At 62.2% G+C, this 20772-nt stretch carries 20 protein-coding genes; 13 read left to right on the top strand and 7 right to left on the bottom strand.

Annotated features, from left to right (window positions below):
- Positions 1–58: 58 nt before the first annotated feature.
- On the bottom strand, positions 59–739 hold the full coding sequence (locus tag GSQ92_RS00100; protein WP_158800792.1) for a GntR family transcriptional regulator: 681 nt from the start codon (positions 737–739) through the stop codon (positions 59–61).
- A gap of 369 nt (positions 740–1108) precedes the next feature.
- On the opposite strand from GSQ92_RS00100, the gene GSQ92_RS00095 reads away from it, so the two are divergent.
- From GSQ92_RS00095 to GSQ92_RS00070, 6 genes are read left to right on the top strand one after another with little or no spacing between them, the layout of a single operon-like run.
- Complete coding sequence (locus GSQ92_RS00095) at positions 1109–2515, top strand: substrate-binding protein (RefSeq protein ID WP_216849849.1); 1407 nt, start codon at positions 1109–1111, stop codon at positions 2513–2515.
- Positions 2516–2551: 36 nt separating this feature from the next.
- Positions 2552–3388: a branched-chain amino acid ABC transporter permease gene (locus GSQ92_RS00090; RefSeq protein WP_158800791.1), complete on the top strand. Its 837-nt coding sequence runs from the start codon at positions 2552–2554 to the stop codon at positions 3386–3388.
- A complete protein-coding gene (locus GSQ92_RS00085; RefSeq protein ID WP_254065421.1) occupies positions 3381–5186 on the top strand; it encodes an ABC transporter permease subunit in 1806 nt (601 codons plus the stop codon). The genes GSQ92_RS00090 and GSQ92_RS00085 overlap by 8 nt, the downstream gene beginning before the upstream one ends.
- A complete protein-coding gene (locus GSQ92_RS00080) occupies positions 5186–5890 on the top strand; it encodes an ABC transporter ATP-binding protein (RefSeq protein WP_158800850.1) in 705 nt (234 codons plus the stop codon). Before GSQ92_RS00085 ends, GSQ92_RS00080 begins: the two co-directional genes overlap by 1 nt.
- Before the next feature lie 10 nt (positions 5891–5900).
- On the top strand, positions 5901–6635 hold the full coding sequence (locus tag GSQ92_RS00075; protein WP_158800790.1) for a DUF1028 domain-containing protein: 735 nt from the start codon (positions 5901–5903) through the stop codon (positions 6633–6635).
- Position 6636: 1 nt separating this feature from the next.
- On the top strand, positions 6637–7860 hold the full coding sequence (locus GSQ92_RS00070) for an amidase (protein ID WP_158800789.1): 1224 nt from the start codon (positions 6637–6639) through the stop codon (positions 7858–7860).
- 102 nt (positions 7861–7962) lie between these two features.
- Here the strand turns inward: GSQ92_RS00070 and GSQ92_RS00065 are convergent, their stop codons facing one another.
- Both GSQ92_RS00065 and GSQ92_RS00060 read right to left on the bottom strand, forming a co-directional pair.
- Positions 7963–9315: an MFS transporter gene (locus tag GSQ92_RS00065; RefSeq protein WP_216849847.1), complete on the bottom strand. Its 1353-nt coding sequence runs from the start codon at positions 9313–9315 to the stop codon at positions 7963–7965.
- Positions 9316–9443: 128 nt separating this feature from the next.
- Positions 9444–9842: a MarR family winged helix-turn-helix transcriptional regulator gene (locus GSQ92_RS00060; protein ID WP_158800848.1), complete on the bottom strand. Its 399-nt coding sequence runs from the start codon at positions 9840–9842 to the stop codon at positions 9444–9446.
- Between the two features lie 111 nt (positions 9843–9953).
- On the opposite strand from GSQ92_RS00060, the gene GSQ92_RS00055 reads away from it, so the two are divergent.
- Positions 9954–10463: an amidase family protein gene (locus tag GSQ92_RS00055; protein ID WP_254065419.1), complete on the top strand. Its 510-nt coding sequence runs from the start codon at positions 9954–9956 to the stop codon at positions 10461–10463.
- A 62-nt stretch (positions 10464–10525) separates the two neighbouring features.
- Here the strand turns inward: GSQ92_RS00055 and GSQ92_RS00050 are convergent, their stop codons facing one another.
- The 3 genes from GSQ92_RS00050 to GSQ92_RS00040 form a co-directional block, all read right to left on the bottom strand.
- Positions 10526–12073: an amidase gene (locus tag GSQ92_RS00050; RefSeq protein WP_158800788.1), complete on the bottom strand. Its 1548-nt coding sequence runs from the start codon at positions 12071–12073 to the stop codon at positions 10526–10528.
- 213 nt (positions 12074–12286) lie between these two features.
- The gene (locus tag GSQ92_RS00045; protein ID WP_254066536.1) at positions 12287–13324 is read right to left on the bottom strand and encodes a LacI family DNA-binding transcriptional regulator; all 1038 of its coding nucleotides are present in this window, start codon (positions 13322–13324) and stop codon (positions 12287–12289) included.
- A 44-nt stretch (positions 13325–13368) separates the two neighbouring features.
- Positions 13369–14358, bottom strand: coding sequence for an aldo/keto reductase (locus GSQ92_RS00040; protein ID WP_158800787.1), 990 nt, complete (start codon positions 14356–14358; stop codon positions 13369–13371).
- Between the two features lie 312 nt (positions 14359–14670).
- On the opposite strand from GSQ92_RS00040, the gene GSQ92_RS00035 reads away from it, so the two are divergent.
- The 6 genes from GSQ92_RS00035 (at position 14671) to GSQ92_RS00010 (ending at position 20574) form a co-directional block, all read left to right on the top strand.
- Positions 14671–15690, top strand: coding sequence for a substrate-binding domain-containing protein (locus GSQ92_RS00035; protein ID WP_158800786.1), 1020 nt, complete (start codon positions 14671–14673; stop codon positions 15688–15690).
- A gap of 114 nt (positions 15691–15804) precedes the next feature.
- Positions 15805–17325 carry a sugar ABC transporter ATP-binding protein gene (locus GSQ92_RS00030; RefSeq protein WP_158800785.1) on the top strand — a complete coding sequence of 507 codons (1521 nt, stop codon included), beginning with the start codon at positions 15805–15807 and terminating at the stop codon, positions 17323–17325.
- Between the two features lie 86 nt (positions 17326–17411).
- Positions 17412–18365 (top strand): ABC transporter permease, encoded by a 954-nt coding sequence (locus GSQ92_RS00025; RefSeq protein WP_158800784.1) that lies wholly within the window; start codon positions 17412–17414, stop codon positions 18363–18365.
- Positions 18366–18378: 13 nt separating this feature from the next.
- Positions 18379–19341 carry an ABC transporter permease gene (locus GSQ92_RS00020; protein ID WP_158800783.1) on the top strand — a complete coding sequence of 321 codons (963 nt, stop codon included), beginning with the start codon at positions 18379–18381 and terminating at the stop codon, positions 19339–19341.
- Between the two features lie 478 nt (positions 19342–19819).
- Positions 19820–20215, top strand: coding sequence for a hypothetical protein (locus tag GSQ92_RS00015; RefSeq protein ID WP_158800782.1), 396 nt, complete (start codon positions 19820–19822; stop codon positions 20213–20215).
- A 119-nt stretch (positions 20216–20334) separates the two neighbouring features.
- The gene (locus GSQ92_RS00010; protein WP_159012808.1) at positions 20335–20574 is read left to right on the top strand and encodes a hypothetical protein; all 240 of its coding nucleotides are present in this window, start codon (positions 20335–20337) and stop codon (positions 20572–20574) included.
- Between the two features lie 14 nt (positions 20575–20588).
- Here GSQ92_RS00010 and GSQ92_RS00005 read toward each other — a convergent pair.
- Positions 20589–20772: hypothetical protein (locus GSQ92_RS00005; protein ID WP_159012807.1), on the bottom strand; the 184-nt coding region annotated here is incomplete at its 5' end.

The following is a 20772-nucleotide window of genomic DNA, read 5'->3' as shown; positions in this document are numbered from 1 at the left end:
GGAGGTTTCCTACTTGGTCGCGAGAGGCCAGTTGTCAAAACCTTGGAGCCAAGCCCCATCAGGTTCGGACGGTCGCGTGCTCTAGCGTCATCTGCCGGCTTTGCACGTCGCGCTCGATCGCGCGCAGGGTCTGCTCAAGGTGCGCGGCGGTCTTTGCCGCGGCTCCTGTCTCGTCCTGCAGCCGGTAGAGGCGCAGAAGTTCGATATGGTCCGCGTTGTTCAGGGTCATCAGTTCCGGCGTTGCATGCATCGAGAGGGACACGTAGGACCCTGCGGCCTCGGCAAGGCTGGCAACGATCCGCGGCAGCCGCCCTTCCGAGGCGCCGGCGTTCAGGAGCCGGTGGAAGTCGACGTTGAGCGCTGCCCAGCGTTCCGGGTCCTGCTCCTCGGATAGGCGTGCCTGGACGGTATCCGCCTCGTCGAGGTGTTCCATCGTCGCAAGCGCGATCGCGCGTTTGGCCAGCATCGGCTCCAACACGATCCGCAGTTCGTAGAGTTCGCGAACGTCTGCCAGGGTAAGACCACGCACCAAGGCGCCCCGATGGGTGTCCAGCCCGATCAATCCCTCGGCGAGCAAATCGCGGAAGGCCTCTCGCACCGGGGTCGTACTAACCCCAAGGCGGGACGCTACTCCCTCCTGCCTCAGGCGCGTACCGGCAAGGTGCTCGCCCTTCAGGATCTCCGCCCTCAAGGTGCCGACAACGTAGTCCCGCGCCGTCTTTGGTCGCCTATCCCCCATGTGATCGTCCTCGTTCATCACAGCGGCCCGCTGTGCACCGACCAAGAAAGTGCGTCCAGCCCTGTCCGATCCAGGATGCGCCGCCTTTCTGCCCTTTTCTACACATTGTGCACAATATCTGAACAGGCGCCTCGAGAGAGGAGACCGCTCGGCCGGCGTCGCACTCCGGTGCCCCGCATCGAGGAAGCCAGGGTTTTCCGCTCGTTATTCGAGGATAAATTTCTGATCGTCAGGCGTCACCTTCTGGCACGGGGCTTGCGAAGCTTGCTCGGCACACCCGACCTGGAGATTACCGATGACCGGCTCATTCGTAGGATCGTTTTCGGCGCGGCGCCTACAAAATCGCCGGAGCTGTGGCGGTCTCGGCCCTTGTGGCTCCCGGCCCGTCCGCGCGGCGAAGCCTGTGTCGAGACCATTGAACCCGGCGAGATCATCGAGATCGAATGCAACGCGTGCGTGATCACGTCGACCGACTCCAAGATCACGCCAGATGAGGTGCGTTTCCCTTTCGTCAATCCGGCGACCAATCCGCTCTTTGTTCAAGGCGAGAAAACCGTCGATAATTTCAGGAAAAAAGTGATGAACCCCGCTGCTAAATTCTCAGTCAGGTTCCGCCGTCGGCTTCTGACGGCGTCAGCGATCACCCTCGCGGCATTGCTGTCCACTGGCCTGTCGCCGGCCAAAGCCCAGGATGTCAAGATCGGCATTCCGATCGGCTTGAGCGGCGCCAACAGCGTCGTGGCGCCCTCGGTTGTGCAGGCCGCGAAGCTTGCAGTGGCGGAAATCAATGCCAAGGGCGGCATTCTAGGCAAACAAGTGGCACTTGATGTTGCCGATGACGGCAGCGGAGCGGATGGCGCCGTCAAGGCATTCAACTCATTGGTGCTGCAAAAGAATGTCAACGCCATCATCACGATGGAGACAAGTGCCGCCCGCAACGCCGGCCTTCCCATCGTGTCGCGTGGCAAGGTGCCGTTCATCTATACCTCGTCCTACGAGGGACGTTCGTGCAACCGCTTCCTGTATGTGGACGCTTGGGTTCCGGAACAGCAGGTTCCACCCATCGTCGATTACTTCCAGAAGGAGAAGGGCGCGAAAACCTTCTTCCTCGTTGGCAGCGACTATGCGTTCGGCCGCGGGATGCTGGCCTTCACGCGGAAATACATAGAAGCGCATGGCGGCAAGGTCATCGGTGAGGAGTATCTCCCTATGGATGCTTCCGACTGGACTCCCGTATTGAGTAAGCTTCGCACGGCGCATCCGGATGCGTTGATCAGTTCAACTGCCGGCGGCGCGCCCAACGTCACACTCACGAAGCAGTTGCGCGGCGCGGGCCTTCAGGTGCTTTTCGGCAACCTCGGGGTAGATGAAGGCACGGCGAAGACGATCGGCGCAGACGCCACGGGAACCTATATGTCGCAGTCCTACCTGACGACGCTGGACAACCCGGAAAACAAAGCCTTCGTTGGCGGCCTGCAAAAGATGTTCGGCACCGACATGAAGACTCCGAATGATTTGTCGGAGCCCGAATATGACGGCATCTATCTCTACAAGGCGGCGGTCGAGAAGGCCGGTACGTTCGATGCCGTCGCGGTTGCTCATGCGCTGCCGACGGTCAGCTTTACCGGTGCGCGCGGTCCCATCGCGATGGACAAGCAGCATCACGCGCCGCTGACCATGTATCTCGGCCAGGTCGCCGCGGATGGCAGCGTGCGCGTCATCCAGAGCTTTCCAAATGTCGATCCTGGCGAGCAGTGTCCGAAGCTGAAATCCTAGCTGGTCTCTCGACGGTCGCGACGAGGATCCTGTCACGTGAATAACCTGCTCCTGGACGTCGTTACGACGGCAGGGATTCTCTTCGTCGTGGCCGTCGGCCTGCTCGTGGTCTTCGGCGTGCTCAAGATCATCAACTTCGCGCATGGTGGTTTCCTCACGATCGGCGGATATGCGGCGCTGATCGTGACGCAACTCCATTGGAGCCCATGGGCCGCCCCGCCGGTGGCCTTGATACTCGGCATTCTGCTCGGCATGCTCGTTGAGCGGCTGATCGTGAGGCCGCTCTACAGCCGGCCGCTGGATGCCATTCTTGCGACCTGGGGGCTGAGCATCGTCGTCGTGCAGCTCATCACCATCGGCTTTGGGCGTGGCACGGAGTTCGTTTTGAGTCCCCTGCAGGGCGCGGTGGCACTACTCGGCACCAGCTATTCCCTCTATCGCCTGGCGATGCTGGTTGTGGCGCTCGTGATTGGCGGCGCGATCGCCGGTATCTTGCAGGGCACCCGTCTCGGTCTCGCGGCGCGCGCTGTCATCATGAACGAGACCCTGGCACAGAGCCTCGGCATCAACAGCGCACTGGTCCGTTTCGCGACCTTCAGCGTCGGCGCCGGTCTTGCCACGATGGCTGGATCGCTGATCACACCTTTGCTTAGCATCGATCCGCTGATGGGCGTGCCCTGGCTGCTCAATGCGTTCATGCTGGTGATGGTCTCCGGCACTTCGTTGGTCAGCCTGGCCGTGGCCTCGCTTGTTTTGGGCGGCGCTCAGGTGGTGGTCAGCACTTATGGCAATCCGGTGCTCGGCGCGCTGACAATTGTGGTGCTTGCAGCCTTGCTGCTGCGGATCAGGCCAACGGGTTTCGCCCGTGCGTGACGTCCGGCTGCCTTCGGAGCGCCTGAAGCGCGACCTCCGCCTTCTCGCAGTTCTTGTGGTCGTCGGCTTGGTTCTCGTCGCCGGCGGTCCGCTCGTTCTCGACCGCTACTCCGTCAGCATTCTCATCCGTTCGTTCTTGTATGGAAGCATCGCCGTCACCGTCGATATACTCTGGGGATTCACCGGGGTTCTCTCTTTCGGGCAATCGGCCTTCTTCGCGATCGGTGCCTATGCTTGCGGTCTCGCTTTTACCCATTACGAGATCTCGCCGGGTGTGGCCCTCGCGGCGCTGGCGGCAGCCTTGGTTGTCGCCTGTCTCGTCGCCATGCTGGTCGCCTGGCTCGCCTTCGGCGCTCGCGTCTCAGCGCTCTACGTTTCCGTTGTCACGCTGGTGCTGTCGATCGTCTTCGTGCAGGTGATCTACGCAGGCGGCGACTTCACCGGCTCCAGCAGCGGCCTTTCGGGATTCGACACCTTCGACCTTTCCGCCGGGGCGTGGTTTCGCATCGCGGGCGCCGGCCTCGTCGTGATAACCGCGCTCGGCTGGATCTTCGTGCGGAGCGATATGGGCTCTCTACTCGTCTCGATCCGCGAGAACGAGACACGCTGTCGCTACTTCGGCATCTCGGTCGCCTGGGTGAAGGGCGGCCTGCTGGTCGCTTCCGCCATGGTCGCATCGCTCGCGGGCTTCGCTTACGCGGGATACAATGATGTCGTGGCGCCGGATCTCGGCAATTTCCAGTTCGGCACCGAACTGGTCATCTGGGTAGCGCTTGGTGGGCGCGGCACCCTGATCGGGCCGGCGATCGTGGCTGTGCTGGTCGATTTCGTCAGCGCCTATCTCAGCGGCAGCCTGCCGTTCATCTGGGAACTGATCATCGGCGCCGTTTTCATCGTGGTGATCGTGGCGATGCCACAAGGCTTGGGGCCAGCGCTGGTATCGCTTATTCGCTGGATGGTGTCGCGACCCGCAGGGGCGATCGCTGTCGCCGCACGCCTGATACCGGCGCCTGTCCGGAGCACCGCTATCCTGCCCGAAACGCCGGCCATCGAACTCCACAAGGTCGCGCGGGCCTATGGCAGCCTACATGTCCTGGAGGACATTACCTTCACGGGGCGCCGCCGGGAGCTTATCAGCCTCGTGGGTCCGAACGGCGCCGGCAAGACGACGCTGATTCGCTGCATCAGCGATGGTCAGGAACGCAGTGGGGGCCAAGTGGTTCTGCAAGGCCGCGACATCGGGCGCAGGGCGCCGGAGCTTTGCGTGCACCTCGGCCTAGGCCGCAAATTCCAGGCGCCGACCGTATTCGATGCCCTCACCGTAGCGGAATCGCTACGTGTCGCCCGCTCGCGGATCGAGCCGCTGTCACCCTGGCGCCGCGCCGACGATATCCGGCTGCCGGAAGCCGCGTTGCGGGTCGTGCGGGCCACCGGCCTGGAGGCTCAGATGGCGACGACCGTGCGCCACCTCAGCCACGGCGCCAAGCAGGCGCTGGAACTCGCGATGGTGCTGGCGATGGAGCCGACCGTGCTGATGCTGGACGAGCCGACCGCGGGTCTCACCAAGCCCGAACGGACGGTGATCGGCGGCATTCTCATGGAACTGGTCGCCAAGCACGACCTTTGTATCCTGCTGATCGAGCACGACCTTGCCTTCGTGCGGGAAATCAGCTCGCGCATCATCGTTCTGCATCAAGGCCGGATCGTGCTCGACGGCGGCGTTGAGGAGGTGGTGTCTTCGGATCTCGTCCGGACCATCTACACGGGCGAGCCCCAGGCCCTTGGAGAACCGGCGTGATGGCCGAGGCCGCGCTGCAACTCGACGGCGTCACCAGCGGCTATGGGGAGGCCATGGTACTGCGCGGTGTCAATCTGACGCTCGCTCCTGGTGAGGTGCTGGCGGTGCTGGGTAAGAACGGCATGGGCAAGAGCACGCTGCTCAAAACCATCATGGGCTTCCTGCCGCCGCGAGATGGTCAGATTTATATTCACGGGCGCGACGTCACGCGCGTGGCGCCCTATCGCCGCGCCGCCCAGTCGGTCGCCTATAGCCCCCAGGAACAGGCGATCTTTCAGGATCTGACAGTGAGTGAGAACCTGCGGCTGGGCCTGCGATCCGATCGTCGGTCCGCCGCCGCCACGGAACGAGTGACGGCGTTCTTTCCGTTCCTCGGCAAACGCGGTCGTCAGCCGGCTGGCACGCTTAGCGGCGGCGAGCAGAAGATGCTGATCATGGCGCGCGCGCTGCTGTCCAACCCGCGCCTTTTACTGATTGACGAGATCTCCGAGGGGCTGCAACCGTCGGTAATCCTACGCTTGGGCGAGGTGCTTCGCCGCGAATGCGCGACCCGCGAGCTAACGATCCTGATCATCGAGCAAAACGTGCGGTTCGCCCTGTCCGTCGCGTCGCGCTATGCGGTACTGGCGCGGGGTGAGATCGTCGATGCCGGCGCGGTCGGGCCGGGGGCTGAGACGGCCATTCAAGATCATCTCGCGGTTTGAGGACGGCGCCATGCAGCTTAATACCTTCTCCATCGCCGCCCGCTGCCCGCGCACCGGCATGCTGGGCGTCACTGTCAGCACGGCGGTGCCAGCGGTGGGCTCGCTATGTCCCCATGTCAGGCCGGGCGTCGGCGCTGTCACGACGCAGGCCTGGGTCAACCCCTACCTTGGCTTCCAGGCGATCGAGACGCTCGCCAATGGTCAGGATGCGACGCAGACGCTCGACGCCATCCTTGAGAAGGACGCATCGCGGAACCTGCGCCAAATCGGCGTGGTTGATGCGCGCGGCATGTCGGCCAGCTGGACCGGCGCGGATTGCACGCCCTGGTGCGGCCATGTCACCGGCTCCGGTTACGCGATCCAGGGCAATATGTTGACCGGCCCCGAAGTGATTGCGGAGATGGAGCGCGCCTTCCTCGCCAGCGAGGCGTCCGAACTCGCGGAACGCCTGATGCTGGTGCTGGAGGCCGGTCAGGCCGTCGGCGGCGATAAGCGTGGCAAGCAGTCCGCCGCCATTCTGGTCTTCGACACGGAAGAATATCCCTGGGTCGATCTGCGGGTCGATGAGCACCACCATCCTGTATCCGAGCTACGCCGCATCTGGAGTATCTACCTCCAGCAGCTTCGGCCCTTCCTGACGGGGATGCCGCGAAAGGGTTTGCCGGCCGGGCCGACGCCGGAGGCCGTGACAAAGATGCTGTTGACACCACCGCCCTTCCGTCCAGGCGGCGGTGGAAGCTTTTGAGATGAGCGATCACGATGAGGCGGGGCGGGAACGCCCGGCCAGTGAGGCGGTGAGGCGAAGTCTCGCCCGGATCCTGGCGCGGGAAGAAACCATCCACGCATGGGCTGAGGTCGATACGGAAGGAGCCCAGGCGCAGGCGCGAGAGATCGATTCCGCGCCATCGCGACTTCCGCTGGCGGGTCTTACCCTCGGGGTCAAGGACATCATCGATGTCGGCGGATTGCGATGCGAGTTCGGTAGTCCGATCTACCGGGGGCGACTTGCATTCAGTGACGCGGCCTTGGTCGCCACGCTCAAGTCGCTCGGGATAGTGGTCGTGGGCAAGGCGGTCACGACCGAATTCGCCTTCCTGAATCCGCCACACACGCGCAATCCGCATAACTTGGCCTATTCGGCCGGCGGATCATCGAGCGGATCGGCCGCCGCCGTTGCGGACGGTCACGTTGATGCGGCGCTTGGCACGCAGACGGCCGGTTCGATCCTGAGGCCGGCATCATTTTGCGGCGTCGTCGGCTACAAGCCGACCTTCGGACGATTCAGCCGCGCCGGCGTGCTGTCGACCTCGCCATCGCTGGACACGGTCGGATGGCTGTCGAAAGACATGGATACGACAATCCGTGTGCACGACGCGCTGGGCGGCGAGCCATTGGGAAATGCTCAAGCGCGCTTTGGCTTTTTCCACGGCGTTCACGCGATGACGGCGGAGCCTGCCATGCGGCTTGGCATCGAGCGTCTCGCGGAAAGTCTCAAGGCTACAGAGGTTCCGTCGCCGCCAATGCTTCTCGATAACCTGCACGCGACGGTGATGAGATACGAATTGCGTCAGGAACTGGCCACTGAATTCCTTCAGCACCGCGACCAATTGAGCCCGCTGCTGAAATTGTATTTGGAAGATTCGCCGATACAGCGCGCCGACTATCTGGGCGCACTGGAACATCGCGACCGCTTCGACATCGAGCGGATGTTCGCGGGCGCTGATGTTCTTCTCACGCCAGCGGCACCGGGGGAAGCGGTGGAATACGGAACCACGGGCGATCCCTGTTTCAATCGGCTGGCGACTTTGCTCGGCCTTCCGGCCATCAGCCTGCCGTTCGGCCGCGGCCCCAAGGGCTTGCCGCTCGGCGTTCAATTGATCGCGCGGCGAAACCAGGACGACGTGCTTCTTGCCACAGCGAGGCGGCTCGACCTCCATCTTAGGACGCTGACCATCGACCCAACGCGCTAACTATCGCGAGAACCACTACTTTCGCGCAAGAGATCACGCGAAAGAACAAGCAGCATCAGATCCTTGATATGCGCGGCCGACCCAAGCAGAGAGCCGTAGCGGTCAAGATGCCTGGGCGAGGATGGCCTCCGATCCAGATCGGCGGCGGCCGATTGAGATCGCGAGGAGGGCAGCTAACAGGCAGAAGGCACCCGCGACATAGAGCGACGGAAGATAGGTCCCGGTGAGAGTGCGAATGGCGCCCGCCCCAAAGGCCGCCGTTGCCGCGCCTAGCTGGTGTCCTGCGAAGATCCAGCCGAAGGTGAGATTGGCGCGTTCGGTTCCGAAGCGATCAGCCGCCAGCCGGACGGTCGGCGGCACGGTCGCTACCCAGTCCAGACCGTAGAACATCAGGAACAGCGAGAGGCCGTAGAGCGAGAAGTCCGTGAAGGGCAAATATAGCAGCGACAATCCCCGCAGGCCATAATACCAGAACAGCAGCCAGCGGTTGTCGAAACGGTCGGACAGCCACCCCGACAGGATCGTGCCGATGAAATCGAACACGCCGATGACCGCCAGCATCCCGGCCGCTCCAACTGGAGCAACCCCGAAATCTCCACAGAGCGTGATCCAATGCGTTTGAATGAGGCCGTTGGTGCTTAGTCCGCATACGAAGAAGGTGCCGAACAATATCCAGAAGGTGCGGCTGCGCGCCGATTCGCGTAGCGCAGCGATTGGCGAGATCAACAATGTCCGAAGCCCGTGGACCGGTGCGGCTTCAGGCGCCCAGGCCGGCCCATCATCTCCGAAAGGTGCGAGTCCCACATCCGATGGCCGGTCGCGGATGAGGAGGAGTACGAGGCTCATCGCCGCCAGGAGCATGATGGCTACGACAAACAAGGCGGTTCGCCATCCGAACCGCGTGGTGAGTTCCGCGAGGAGTGGCAGGAACACCAGCTGACCGGTCGCGTTGCTCGCGGTCATGAGCCCGACGACGAGGCCTCGCCGTTTCGAGAACCAGCGTGTCGCGACTGTCGCGCCCAACACCAGCGCTGTCATGCCGGTGCCGATCCCGATGACGACGCCCCAGAAGAGCACTAGCTGCCACAACTGGGTCATCACGAAGGAGCCCAGGATGCCGCCCGCGATGAGAAGCAGCGCGACCGTGACGACGCGCTTTATCCCGAACCGATTCATCAACGCCGCCGCGAAGGGTCCCATGAGGCCGAACAGCAGCAACCGCACGGCCATCGCCGAGGAAATATCAGCGTTCTGCCAGCCGAACTCGTGTTGTAGTGGCGCAATCATGACACCCGGCGCACCCATGGCGCCCGAGGTTGCGAGCATCGCCAGGAAGGTCGTCCCGGCGACCACCCAGCCATAATGGATGCCGCGGTTCGCGAGATAGGCCGCCAGCCGGGTCGAGATCACGTCCGTGCCCCGCGGTGAGAGATTTCCAGCCGCATCAGCTGGCATGCCGCACCTGACCCTTGCCGAACGGGCTCTTCGTGATTTCCCGCCCAGACCGGCCCGTTCGCCGGTTGATCTTCTCTATCGGCATGGCCTCACTCCATTTAGGGTAGCTACCCGCATCAGTCCAAATGTTAGAGCGATTGGAGCGACGCCAGGAGATGCGCCGCGGTTGCCGGGCTGAGACTTGCCTCGATCTTCCTTTGCGCCCCAGCCCAAAGCGGCGCGCCAAAACGCAATACGTCATGCCCGGCGTCGTCCAGAGTGACGGTCGCCTCCCTTTGGTCGCTGCCAGCGGCGACCCTTACCAAGCCCATGCGCTCGAGCACTTTGACGTTACGGCCGACCGTCGAGCGGTCTAGGTCGGTCACCCGACCGAGTTCAGTCAGCGAAACAGCAGTCGCCCGCTTGATGCTGCGCAGAAGGCTGAATTGCGCGATGTTAACCCCGGTTGGCTCGAGCGCGGTATCGTAGATCGACGTCGCCTTTCGCGCTGCCGCCCTTAGGGCGATGCAATAACACTGATTGACCATAACGCGTGTATATACCCGCAAATCCGTTTGCGCAAGTGTTGGCGACAGCGCCGGAAAGGAGGGCGGAGGTAGGACGAAAAGCCTCTGCTTCAAGAGTCTCTGGTGCGATCGGTGAAAGAGGCGGTTGCCGCGAGCCTTAAAACTTGTGCGATGTACGTTCTTGCTGCGGAGAATTACGACGCCCTTGTTTTCTTCGCTATGCGCGGAAAAGCCATCGGTTTGCACCCGAGGGCAGAGGATGATGGCTCTGACTGGCGGAATCGCCAGAAGATCATGCTGCGGCGGCATGCCTTCACCGGCCGGGTGAAAACGCTATTCGACAGCATCGACCTGATGCTCGTCCCGGTCCAGAGCGTGGCCTCGCCGACCGTCGAATGGATGGGCCGCTTGGGCGGCAACGAAGCGGTGCTGCAAGGACTTCTGCAATTCACTTGCCCCTTCGACATGTCAGGTAATCCGACCATCACTCTTCCCGGTGGTTTTACGCCGGACGGTATGCCCATCGGCTTCCAGTTCGTATCGGCACACTGGGCCGAGTCACTTCTGGTGCGAGCGGGGGTCGCGTACCAAGGCGCGACAAATTGGCATCGCCAACACCCGCCGCGCCTAAGAAGTGCGTAAGACTAACATTCCCATCACGCGTACCCTTCGCGGCCTCTGGCGGCTCGGCATGCGAGACAGGTTCAGGGGCGGCTGAGCACTGGCGCGCGGCGGTGTTTGGTCGCGGACTCATAGGCGAAGGCATAGGCGAGCAGATCCGCTTCGCTCCACATGCGGCCCACGAAGATCAGGCAGAAGGGTGCGCCAGAGGCGTAATAACCTGCGGGCATCGTGACGCCCGGCAGGCCAGCGATATTGATCTCACTTACCGTCGTCTCGTCGATGCGCTGACCGCCATGCAGGGGCTTCAACGCATTGCGCATCTGCGGGAAGACCAGCGCATCCAGCTTATGTTCCGCAACGACGCTCTCGAAGATCTCCAGATAGGCCGTCTTCGCCGCGATAAATTCCGACAGATTGGGCGGCCGTGTCGGGTCGGCGAGGCAGTCGTTGAACTGCGGCAGGTTGGGCATGAAGCTAAGCACTCCGCCGGGCTCGAAGGCGTTCTCCTTCGCGGTCGCGGCCGCGAATTCGGCAAAGGTCTTCAGCGCCGCGTTTGGTCCCAGTCGCTCCAGGTATTTCGTCAGGTCGTAGGGCACGGATTCGAGACCACGAGCATCGTAGGTATCGTGCGGAACTGTCGATTGACGGATCTCGACGAAGCCGGTTCCCAGGAAGGGATCGTCCACCAGCACCGCACCCTGCGCGATCAACTCGCCCTTCGCCCGCTCATAGAGGCTGATGGTCTCGTCGGATAGCGGCATGTCTCGCCAGCCGGGACCGTAGAGACCGATGCGTTTGCCCTGCAGCGCTGTGGTGCTAAGCTTGGAACTATAGCCGCCACGGGGAATGTGGCCGACCCCAGCGACGGTTTTCGGGTCCTCGGTCGTGAAGCCGGCCAGCACGTCGAGTGTCAACGCCGCGTCGCGCACGCAGCGCGCGATCGGTCCCACGACGTCGCGGTAGCTCGACAGCGGCACGACACCCGTATTCGGCACCAATGCGAAACTTGGCTTGATTCCTACAAGGGCCTGCGCGGCCGCTGGATTCTGAATCGATCCGCCGGTTTCTTCCGCGAGGCCCAGAACGGCGAGGCTTGCTGCGACCGCGGTCGCAGTGCCTGCGCTGCTGCCGCCCGGCAGGAATTCGCGATTGACCGCATTGTAAGTCGGGCCCGCCCAGCTGTCATTCGCGTGGCTTCCAGTGTGGCTGAGGACGGGAATATTGGTCTTGCCCAGAATGATGGCTCCCGCTGCCCGCATCCGGGCAACCACGGGCGCATCGGTGGCGGGCATCAAGTCCACGCCGCCGGTTTTGCTGTGGAGCAGACGCCAGCCGGCGGTGGTAGGAAAACCCACCATGTCCATGGCGTCCTTCACCACAACGGGCACACCGGCGAGCGGGCCGAGGGTGTCGCCGGCCGCCCGGCGACGGTCGATCGCCCGCGCGTCATCCAACGCGTCCGGGTTCATGAAGCAAAGGGCATTGTAATGGGTGTTGTAGGTGGCGATGCGGTCCAGGAAAGCCTGCGTCAGCGCTTCGGAGGTGATCGCGCCACTTGCGAAAGCGGCTTGCGTCTGCTCCAGCGTGAGTTCGACCGGGTCAATTGCGGGGGACGCAACGTTGTTCATCACAGGCGCTCCAGTCGATTGGATTCGCAATTCCGGTTCCAGAAGCCAGCTTCGATGTAGTCGTTCCCCAGGTCAATATGGAGGCTGCTTGCGGAGCGCTATCGGCAGGCTACCGTGACGGTTGGTCTCGAGCGAGACATGTTCCAGCTTATGCTGTCTCGCATGGCTCAAAGGGCGTCTTCTCGATTGCTGTTCTGAGTGTTGAGAGGGAAATCATGTGCTCTCGCGCTGAATGACGTGAAACGGCACGAGCATGACTTCCGGTGCTATGGGTGTCTGCCTGCGCCGGCCTTCGATGGCTCTGAGAAGCAGCTCGGCTGCGGCATGGCCGATGCCGAAACCGTCGATGGAGACCGTGGTGATCCGCGGGTGGCAGCAGCGCGAAACCTCGAAGTCGCCGAATCCCGCGATGCCGATCCGTCCCGGTACGGACCATCCTCGCCGGTGACATTCCATGACGGCGCCAAACGCCGAGAGGTCTGAAACGCAGACGGCCGCATCGACATCAGGCCATTGCGAGATGAGATGCACGATTGCTTGCCCGCCTTGCTCCATCGAGATCGGGGGCTTGCCGAAGGAAATGACGCGGCTGCGCGGCAGCCCAAGCTCGGCGATCGCGCGTGTATAGCCAAGGCGGCGGTCGGCGCCACGCGTGTCGCGATTGCTGCTGCCTCCGATGAAGCCGATATTGCGATAGCCGCGGGCGTGCAGATCATGCACCAGCTTGCCCGCCGCATCCGCATTGGAGAAGCCGACGACATGTCCGACGGGATCGGCCGGTATGTCCCAGGTCTCGACGACTGGAATGTCAGCATCGAGCAGCAGGCGTCGCGTGCGTTCGGTATGGCGACCACCCGTGACGATGATTCCCTCGGGCCGGCGCCGGAGCATAGACTCCACGAGCCTTTCCTCCTTCTGCACCAGATAGTCGGTGTAGCCGAGGAGAAGCTGCAAATCCCTCCCCTCGACAGCCTCGGTGACGCCACGCGCCGTATCAGAGAAATTCGAGTTGTTGATTGAGGGAATCAAAGCGGCAATGAAGCCAGATCGCTTCGACGACAGCGTTCCGGCTGTTTGATCGAGAACATATCCAAGCTCATCGACAGCGGCGATAATCCGGCGCTGGGTCTCCGCCGCGATCGAGCCGCCCTTTCGCAAGGCGCGAGACACGGTCATGGTCGAGACCCCGGCGCGCTCGGCCACGTCGGCCATGGTCGGCTGAGACCGGCGCGGCTTGCCCGCCGGATGCATCCTAGCCAGTCCGCCCGTAACGAAAGCAGGGGCGGCCGGTGCTTCTACCAGCGTTGGTGTACATAAGGCTTCACGTCGTGATCGTAGATCGCCTTCAGCTCCGCCATGATCTCCGGCGATAGAGGCGGCAGATCGTCGGCTTCGGCATTGCCGCGTGACTGGGCGACAGTCCGCGCGCCGGGGATCACGACCGTGACTGCCTCGTGCATGAGGATCCAGCGCAGTGCAAACTGCGCCATCGTGGCCTTGTCACCGACCAGCGGGCGGATCCGCTCGACGATCTCCAAGCCTTTCTCAAACGGAACGCCCGAGAAGGTCTCACCCACGTCGAAGGCCTGGCCATCGCGGTTGAAGTTGCGGTGATCGGCGGGATCGAAGCGGGACTGGCTATTGAATTTGCCCGACAGCAACCCGCTCGCAAGCGGCACGCGGGCGATGACCGCGACTTTCTTCTTTCTTGCCAGCTCGAAAAACAATTCGGCGGGTCGCTGCCGCAGAATGTTGAAGATGATCTGCACGCTGGCGACGTTGGGATATTCGATCGCCTTGATGGCCTCCTCGATCTTCTCGACGCTGACGCCGTAGTTTCGAATCTTGCCGTCCTTCACCAGGTCATCGAGGGCAGCGAAGACCTCCGGATGATAAAATAGGTCGGTGGGCGGGCAGTGGAGTTGCACCAGATCCAGCGTCTCGGCCTCGAGGTTTTGCAGGCTCCGCTCAATCCAGATCCGCAAATTCTCGGGCGTATAACCGGCCACCTCCTGCGCGGGCAGGCGTTTGCCGGCCTTGGTGGCAACGAAGGGGCGCGGCCCGCCGCGTTCTCTCAAGACCTGCGCGATCAGCTTCTCGGACCGGCCGTCGCCATAGACATCTGCGGTATCGATGAAGGTGACGCCGAGGTCGAGCGCCGCATGCAATGCGCCGAGCGCCTCACCGTCTTCGACGTCAACCCATTGGCCGCCGCCGATGCCCCAGGAACCGAAACCGATTTCGCTGACCTGTTGGTCGGTACGACCGAATTCCCTTGTCCGCATGTGTCGCCCTCCAGAATGATCGCAGCGTGAGCGATTCGTCACGCATCCCTTGATATCGATAACAGATTTGCGAGCCGGTCAACAATGGCGGATCGGTTAACGCCAGGGGAACCCGTGCGGACCTTCCTCGCCTCTTGATAAGATATCGATAACATGCATTGATGAACCGGGACTGCGGAGAGCAAATTCCTGCGCACCCCGATCGTCGGAGGGTAGATGCAGGTCGTCTGGGACGCGCGAGCAGCGTGACACTATAAGCCTGCGAGCAGTACGGACGGGTCTGACAAAACAAAGAATAAAGGGAAACGTTTGATGGCCAGCAAAGCTATTCGAGCCCTGATCATCGGTGCAGCAACCGCCGCGGCGTTGCTCCCGGCCTGGCTGCTGTCGCCTAAAGCGCAAGCGGACGACTTCCAGCTCGCCATGGTGATCAAGTCCAGCACAAATCCATATTACAAGGCGACTTTGGCTGGCGCCGAGATCGCCGCCAAGGAAATCGGCGGCAGTGTGAAGAATTACGGCCCGACGGAATCGAGCGCGCAAGCCCAGGTCGATATCATCAACAACCTTGCCGATCGCCACATCCCGGCGATCGCTGTGGCGCCCAGCGATCCGGATGCCGTCGTTCCCGCGATGAAGCGTGCCGAGCGGCTCGGCGCCAAGGTTCTCACCTTCGATGCGGATTCCTCGGGCGGGCGCCCCTTCTTCGTCAACCAGGCGACCAGCGATGCCATCGGCCGCTTCGGCGCCGTCCTGCTGATCAAATCCCTCGGACCAAATCCGCAGGGCCAGGTTGCCATCGTCTCCGCCCAGCCGACTGCCGCGAACCAAAATCTCTGGATTGCCGCGTTCAAGGACGAGATCAGCAAATATAAGGGCCTGACGGTCGTCGATACTGTCTACGGCTACGACAATGAGCAGAAAGCCTTCGACGCCACTGTGGCGCTGACCACGAAATATCCGCATCTCGCCGGCATCTTCGCGCCGACCTGTCCGGGCCTTCCCGCTGTCGCGCGGGCGCTTGAATCGGTCAACAAAGGCCATGGCGCGATCAAGGTGTCCGGCAATTGTGTCCCGAGTATCACAGCTAAATACATGCTCGACGGCACGATCGACGGTTTCTATCTGTGGAACCCGATCAAGCTCGGCTACGTGACCTATTACGCTGCGAAAGCTCTGGTTGACGGCAAGATCCAGGGCAAGCCCGGCGAGTCCATCACGATCACTCAGGGCAAGTGGCCCGGGAAATACGTGATTGGTGCTAACGGACAAATTGTCACCGGCGAGCCTGTGCAATTCACCGCCGAAAACTACAAGGACTTCAACTTCTGAGGGCTCGCGAAGAATCGCGGCGAGCACGTGTCCCGTCGGATCTTGATGTCATCGACGCTGCCCGGGGCGCGCGGCAACGTGGCTCCCGGGTATTTTGCTGTTAGGGGCGGCTAGATGCCTCCTGTTGTGGAACTGCACGGAGTCACGAAGCGCTTCGGCGCGATCGAGGTGCTCGGCGGCGTCGATCTCACGCTAGACGCAGGACGGGTTCACGCCTTGGCAGGCGAGAACGGTGCCGGCAAAAGCACCTTGGTCAAGATGCTGGGCGGCATTCACCAGCCTGACGCCGGACAGATTCTGAAGGATGGCGTGCCCATCAAAATGCTCGGCGCCGCCGACAGCCAACGCCAAGGCATTGCCGTCGTCCATCAGCATCCTGCGTTGTTTCCGGATCTCTCCGTTGCGGAAAACGTGTTCATCGGGAGGCAGCCGCGCCGGATGGGGCGAATCGATTGGCCCGGCATGATCAGCCGCGCGAATGAGTTGCTCCTGCGTCTCGGCGTCGCTCTCGATGTTCTGACACCCGTAAAGGCTCTCGGTGTCGCGGAACGCCAGGCCATCGAGATTGCCAGGGCACTCTCAATCAACGCACGCGTGCTGGTCCTGGACGAACCAACTTCTGCACTCTCTCGTCGTGAAGTGGACCGTCTGTTTGAGTTGGTCGGCAGGTTGAAGGTGGAAGGCGTCGCGATACTTTTCATCACGCATTTCATAGACGAAATCCTAGGCTTCAGCGATGACGTGACGGTGCTTCGCTCCGGCCGGCACGTCATTACGGCACCGGTGGAGGAGTTCACGCCGGAATTGATCGTCCGCGCCATGATCGGAACCAGGCTCGAGGCGTTCTTTCCCAAGCAGCAGGCGAAAATCGGCGCGCCCGTCATCGGGGTTCGCGGACTCTCCGGCGCTGGCTTCGTCGAAGATGTGAATTTCGAAGTATGCGCCGGCGAGATCCTCGGCTTCTTCGGCCTTGTCGGTGCAGGCCGTTCCGAGGTTGCGAGCATGCTGTTTGGCATCGTTCGGCCAGACGAAGGCGAAATAGAGATTGCCGGCGCGTCCGTCAGACCCCACTCGCCGCGAGACGCCATGCGACTGGGTATTTCGCTCGTGCCTGAAGACCGGCACAATCAGGGCCTCGTGCTTCCCTTCACCAACCGCGCCAACGAGACTTTGCCCGTGCTGCGACGGCTCTGCGGCCATTTCGGCTTGATGCGTCGCGACGAAGAGAAAAAGATTGCTACCGACTATTCCGCGCGGATGCGAGTCGTGGCGACCGGGATCGAGCAGGTAACCGGCACGCTTTCCGGTGGCAACCAGCAAAAAGTCCTATTGGCGAAGTGGCTGATTCCGGGTCCGCGTCTTCTCATCCTCGATCAACCAACCCGTGGCATCGACGTCGGGGCCAAGTCGGAAATCCATCGCGTCATCTCGCAGCTGGCGACGGAGGGCCTATCGATCATCATGATTAGCGATGACGCTGAGGAACTGATGGGAATGGCCGACCGCATCCTCGTCTTCCGCAACGGTCGCATCGCCATGGAATCCAGGCGCGGTGCTTTCGACCGCGAGGCGCTGCTCCTCGCTGCGGCCCACGCGCCACGTTCATCGGACGCTCAGCCGCCGCGTGCTGCGTGACCGGCATCGGATCCGGGCCGGGTCGGCTTGCGCGCTCGCGCCAGGGCGGAGTTCTTGCGCGGTTGCTGCGTGTCAGGGAGCTGGCGTTGATTTTCGCGCTTGCCATCATCTGCGCCGCGGTCACCCTGCGCGAGCCGCGCTTTCTGGAAAGCGCCAACCTCGAACAGGTCGCCCTCTCCGCGACGCTCGTCTGCATCGTCGCACTAGGGCAGGCGCTCATCATCATCGCCCGGCAGATCGACCTGTCCGTCGGCGCCATGGTCGCCACGGGTGCCTTCGTCTCCGCCGACTGGCTATCTGTCCACCCGCATGCTTCCATCCTCTGGGTGGCGCTGATCGGCTGCGTGGTCGGCGGCCTGCTAGGAGCCGGCAACGCGCTGCTGGTCGCGGGGCTGCGCATCCCGGCGATCGTCGCGACGCTCGGAACCCTGGCGATCTATCGCGGTGGCATCATAGCGCTGGCCGGAGGGCGCCAGATCTCCGCCACCGTGCTCCCCGACAGCTACGGCCATATCGCCGAGATCCATATCCTTGGCCTGTCGCTGCTCGTATGGCTCGCTATTGGCTTGACCTGCGCCCTGGGATGGATGGCGCGCTTCACCAGGTTTGGCCGCAACCTCTACGCCCTCGGCAGCAATCCGGAGGGCGCCCGTTTCGCCGGCATCGCCGTTCGGCGGCACATCGCGGGCGTCTTTATTCTGTCCGGTGTGCTCTGCGGTCTTGTCGGCGTGCTCTGGGGCGCGCGTTTCGGAACGGTGGATGCGGTGATCGCCCCGGATTTGCAACTTCAGACGATTTCTTCGGCGGTCGTCGGTGGCGTGAGCATCTTCGGCGGCAGCGGCTCGGTCTTTGGGGCGGCGCTCGGCTCGATCATCTTCGCGGTGCTGCAAAATGGAGTGCAGCTGATCGGTGTCAGCCAATTCTGGCTGCAAGCCATTATCGGCGCGGCGATCCTGGGAACGGTGATCTTCTACAGCCGGCTGGCCCGCCGGGCGGAGCGAAGCGAACGCCGGTCCCGGCTGGCCCGGTCGCGATCATGACGGGGGTGAGGTCGTGAGCTTCCCACTCAGGCTTTTCGTGCGATGGGAAACGTTCCTCCTGCTGGTTTTATGCGCGACCCTTATTTTAGGTACGCATGTTTCCCGGTATTTTGCCACGTCATCGAATATCTCGATCGCGCTGGCGAGCATAACGCCGGTCGCCATTGTGGCGCTGCCGATGACGCTGGTCATTGTCACCGGTGAAATCGACATCTCGGTCGGATCCATCGTCGGACTTTGCGCCACCAGCATGGCCGTCTGCCTGGAGCACAAGTTTTCGGTGGAGCTTGCCATGGTGGTGGGCCTCCTGGTCGGCACGCTGGCCGGTCTCGTCAATGGCCTGATCATCGTCGGTTTCGGGCTGCCATCCTTGGTCGTCACCATCGGAACGCTCGCGCTCTATCGCGGGATCGCGCAGATCATGCTCAAGGAACGCGGGGTCAGCAGCTTCCCGGACTGGTATCAATCGCTCGGCTTCGGAACCATCGGCAACGGCCCAGTCCCCTGGAGCAGCCTACTCTTTCTCGCCTTGTTCGGCGCATTCGCGATTTTCTTGCATGTGACCCGCTGGGGGCGCGCGATCTACGCGATCGGCAATAATCGAGAGGCGGCGCGGTATTCTGGGATCGACGTGCGCCGAACCATCCTCGGGGTCTTCGTCGCTTCCGGCGCTGTCTCGGCGGTGGCGGCGATAGTGCTGACCGCATATCTCGCCAGCGCACGCTCCGATACGGCCATGGGCCTCGAACTGCCGGTGATCACGGCGGTTGTTCTCGGCGGCGTCAACATCTTCGGTGGGTCCGGAACGCTGCCGGGTGTGCTCATCGGGCTACTGGTGCTGGCTTTCGTCCAGAACGCCTTCGGCCTGGCGGGCATGACGCCGGAGGAGCAGGAGATCGTAACGGGGTCGGTATTGGTCATGACTCTTGCGATCTTCGGCCTGTCCGGCGCGGTTCGCAGGCTGTGGCGCCGCTAGAGCGGGATGTTCACCTGAGAGAGAGGTGACCCGTTTCCCTGCGTGCAGGGTTTCGAGAAGGCGGCTCCGGAAGCAAGATGCCCCAGTAGATGCGGAAATTAAAATCTTGTCGCAAGATTATTGCGTTGTTACGGTCTGTGATTGGTCTAGAAATGACCGCACATCGGATCGCGAAAGAGAGACAGTGTCGACACAAATTTTAGATAAAATACGATTATCTGACTTCGACTCTGAGTATTGCTTCTACGAAGATGAGATCGGCTCCGATATCCTATTGATTATATTCGCCTACATAAATCAGCCACTGAGCATCAAGTCGCACTACCATTATCTCAGCGGCCTTCGATGCAGTAAATTGTTCTTAAATTCGGGCAGAAACGACTGGTATCAGGCCGGCGTCCCTTCGGTCGCTGGCTCATTTTCGGAATTGCTCGACTTCTGCAAACGCCTCAGCGATGAGGAACCCTAGAGGCGGCTCTTGTTCCTCGGTCATTCGATGGGCGGCTTCGCGGCCATCGGGGCCGGATTGGCGGTAGGCCATGCTCGTGTTTTGGCGTCGGTGCCTGAGATAGAGTTATTGCAGCCAGGATCCATGAGCCTCAGACACATGCAGCCAAGAAAACCTACTTATCCCTCCCTGATCGAGATGTTGGCGCAGAATCGCACAACCGCCATCGAGGCAATTCTCGGCGACAAAGATCCCTATGACGTTGCGGTGGCAGAGCGGCTGGGCGAGATGCCCAACACCGATGTCATAATGGTTCCATCTGACCACGGCGTGTTCTGGCACCTGAAAGAGCAGGGCACACTTCGGCCAACCCTGGCCGCCTTTGTTGCGGGCAATAGCGTTAGGAGCATCGTGTCCCCGAGTTAGACATACGGCCCTGACTTGCGGGTTAGGGGGACGGCGATGCGGCACGCGAAGCCCCAATAGAAAAAGCCGAGCACTCCTCCAGACCCTGGCACGGCTGGCATCCCCATGGCTCGCTCGTCATGCTTGTCTTCGCGATAATGGCCGCCATCCGCCATCAGACGAATAAGCCGATTCCCCCTCCAAAAAAAAGAACCTCGCGCAGCCAGAAACCGCCCGGCCTCGTCCGTGGTCGCTTCAGGAAATCGGGAGTGTCGCTCAGCGTCTTTCTCGACAAGGCGTCGATCCGCCAGCGTCATCGCGTGGTCACTCTGGCGACGGGCTCATCAGGCTGCCGCTCAAAAATAACGCATGACACGTGAGTCAAACTGCGGTGCTAGGCCGCGACGGCCCAGTCCTGTGCGGCCGCGATGACGGTGACCGTTACTGTCACCACGCGCTCGACCTCGCTCGGTCCGAAGTCGAACAGCGCCTGCCCATCCGTCCAGCGCCAGCAGGCGCCGCCCTGCCGCTCGATCGCGTGGAAACCCAAGGCCAGGCGATGATCCGCGAGATCCAGC

It is taken from the genome of Acidisoma sp. S159 (genome assembly GCF_009766125.1).
Classification (GTDB): Bacteria; Pseudomonadota; Alphaproteobacteria; order Acetobacterales; family Acetobacteraceae; genus Acidisoma.
This window is presented reverse-complemented; position numbering and strand designations above follow the sequence as displayed.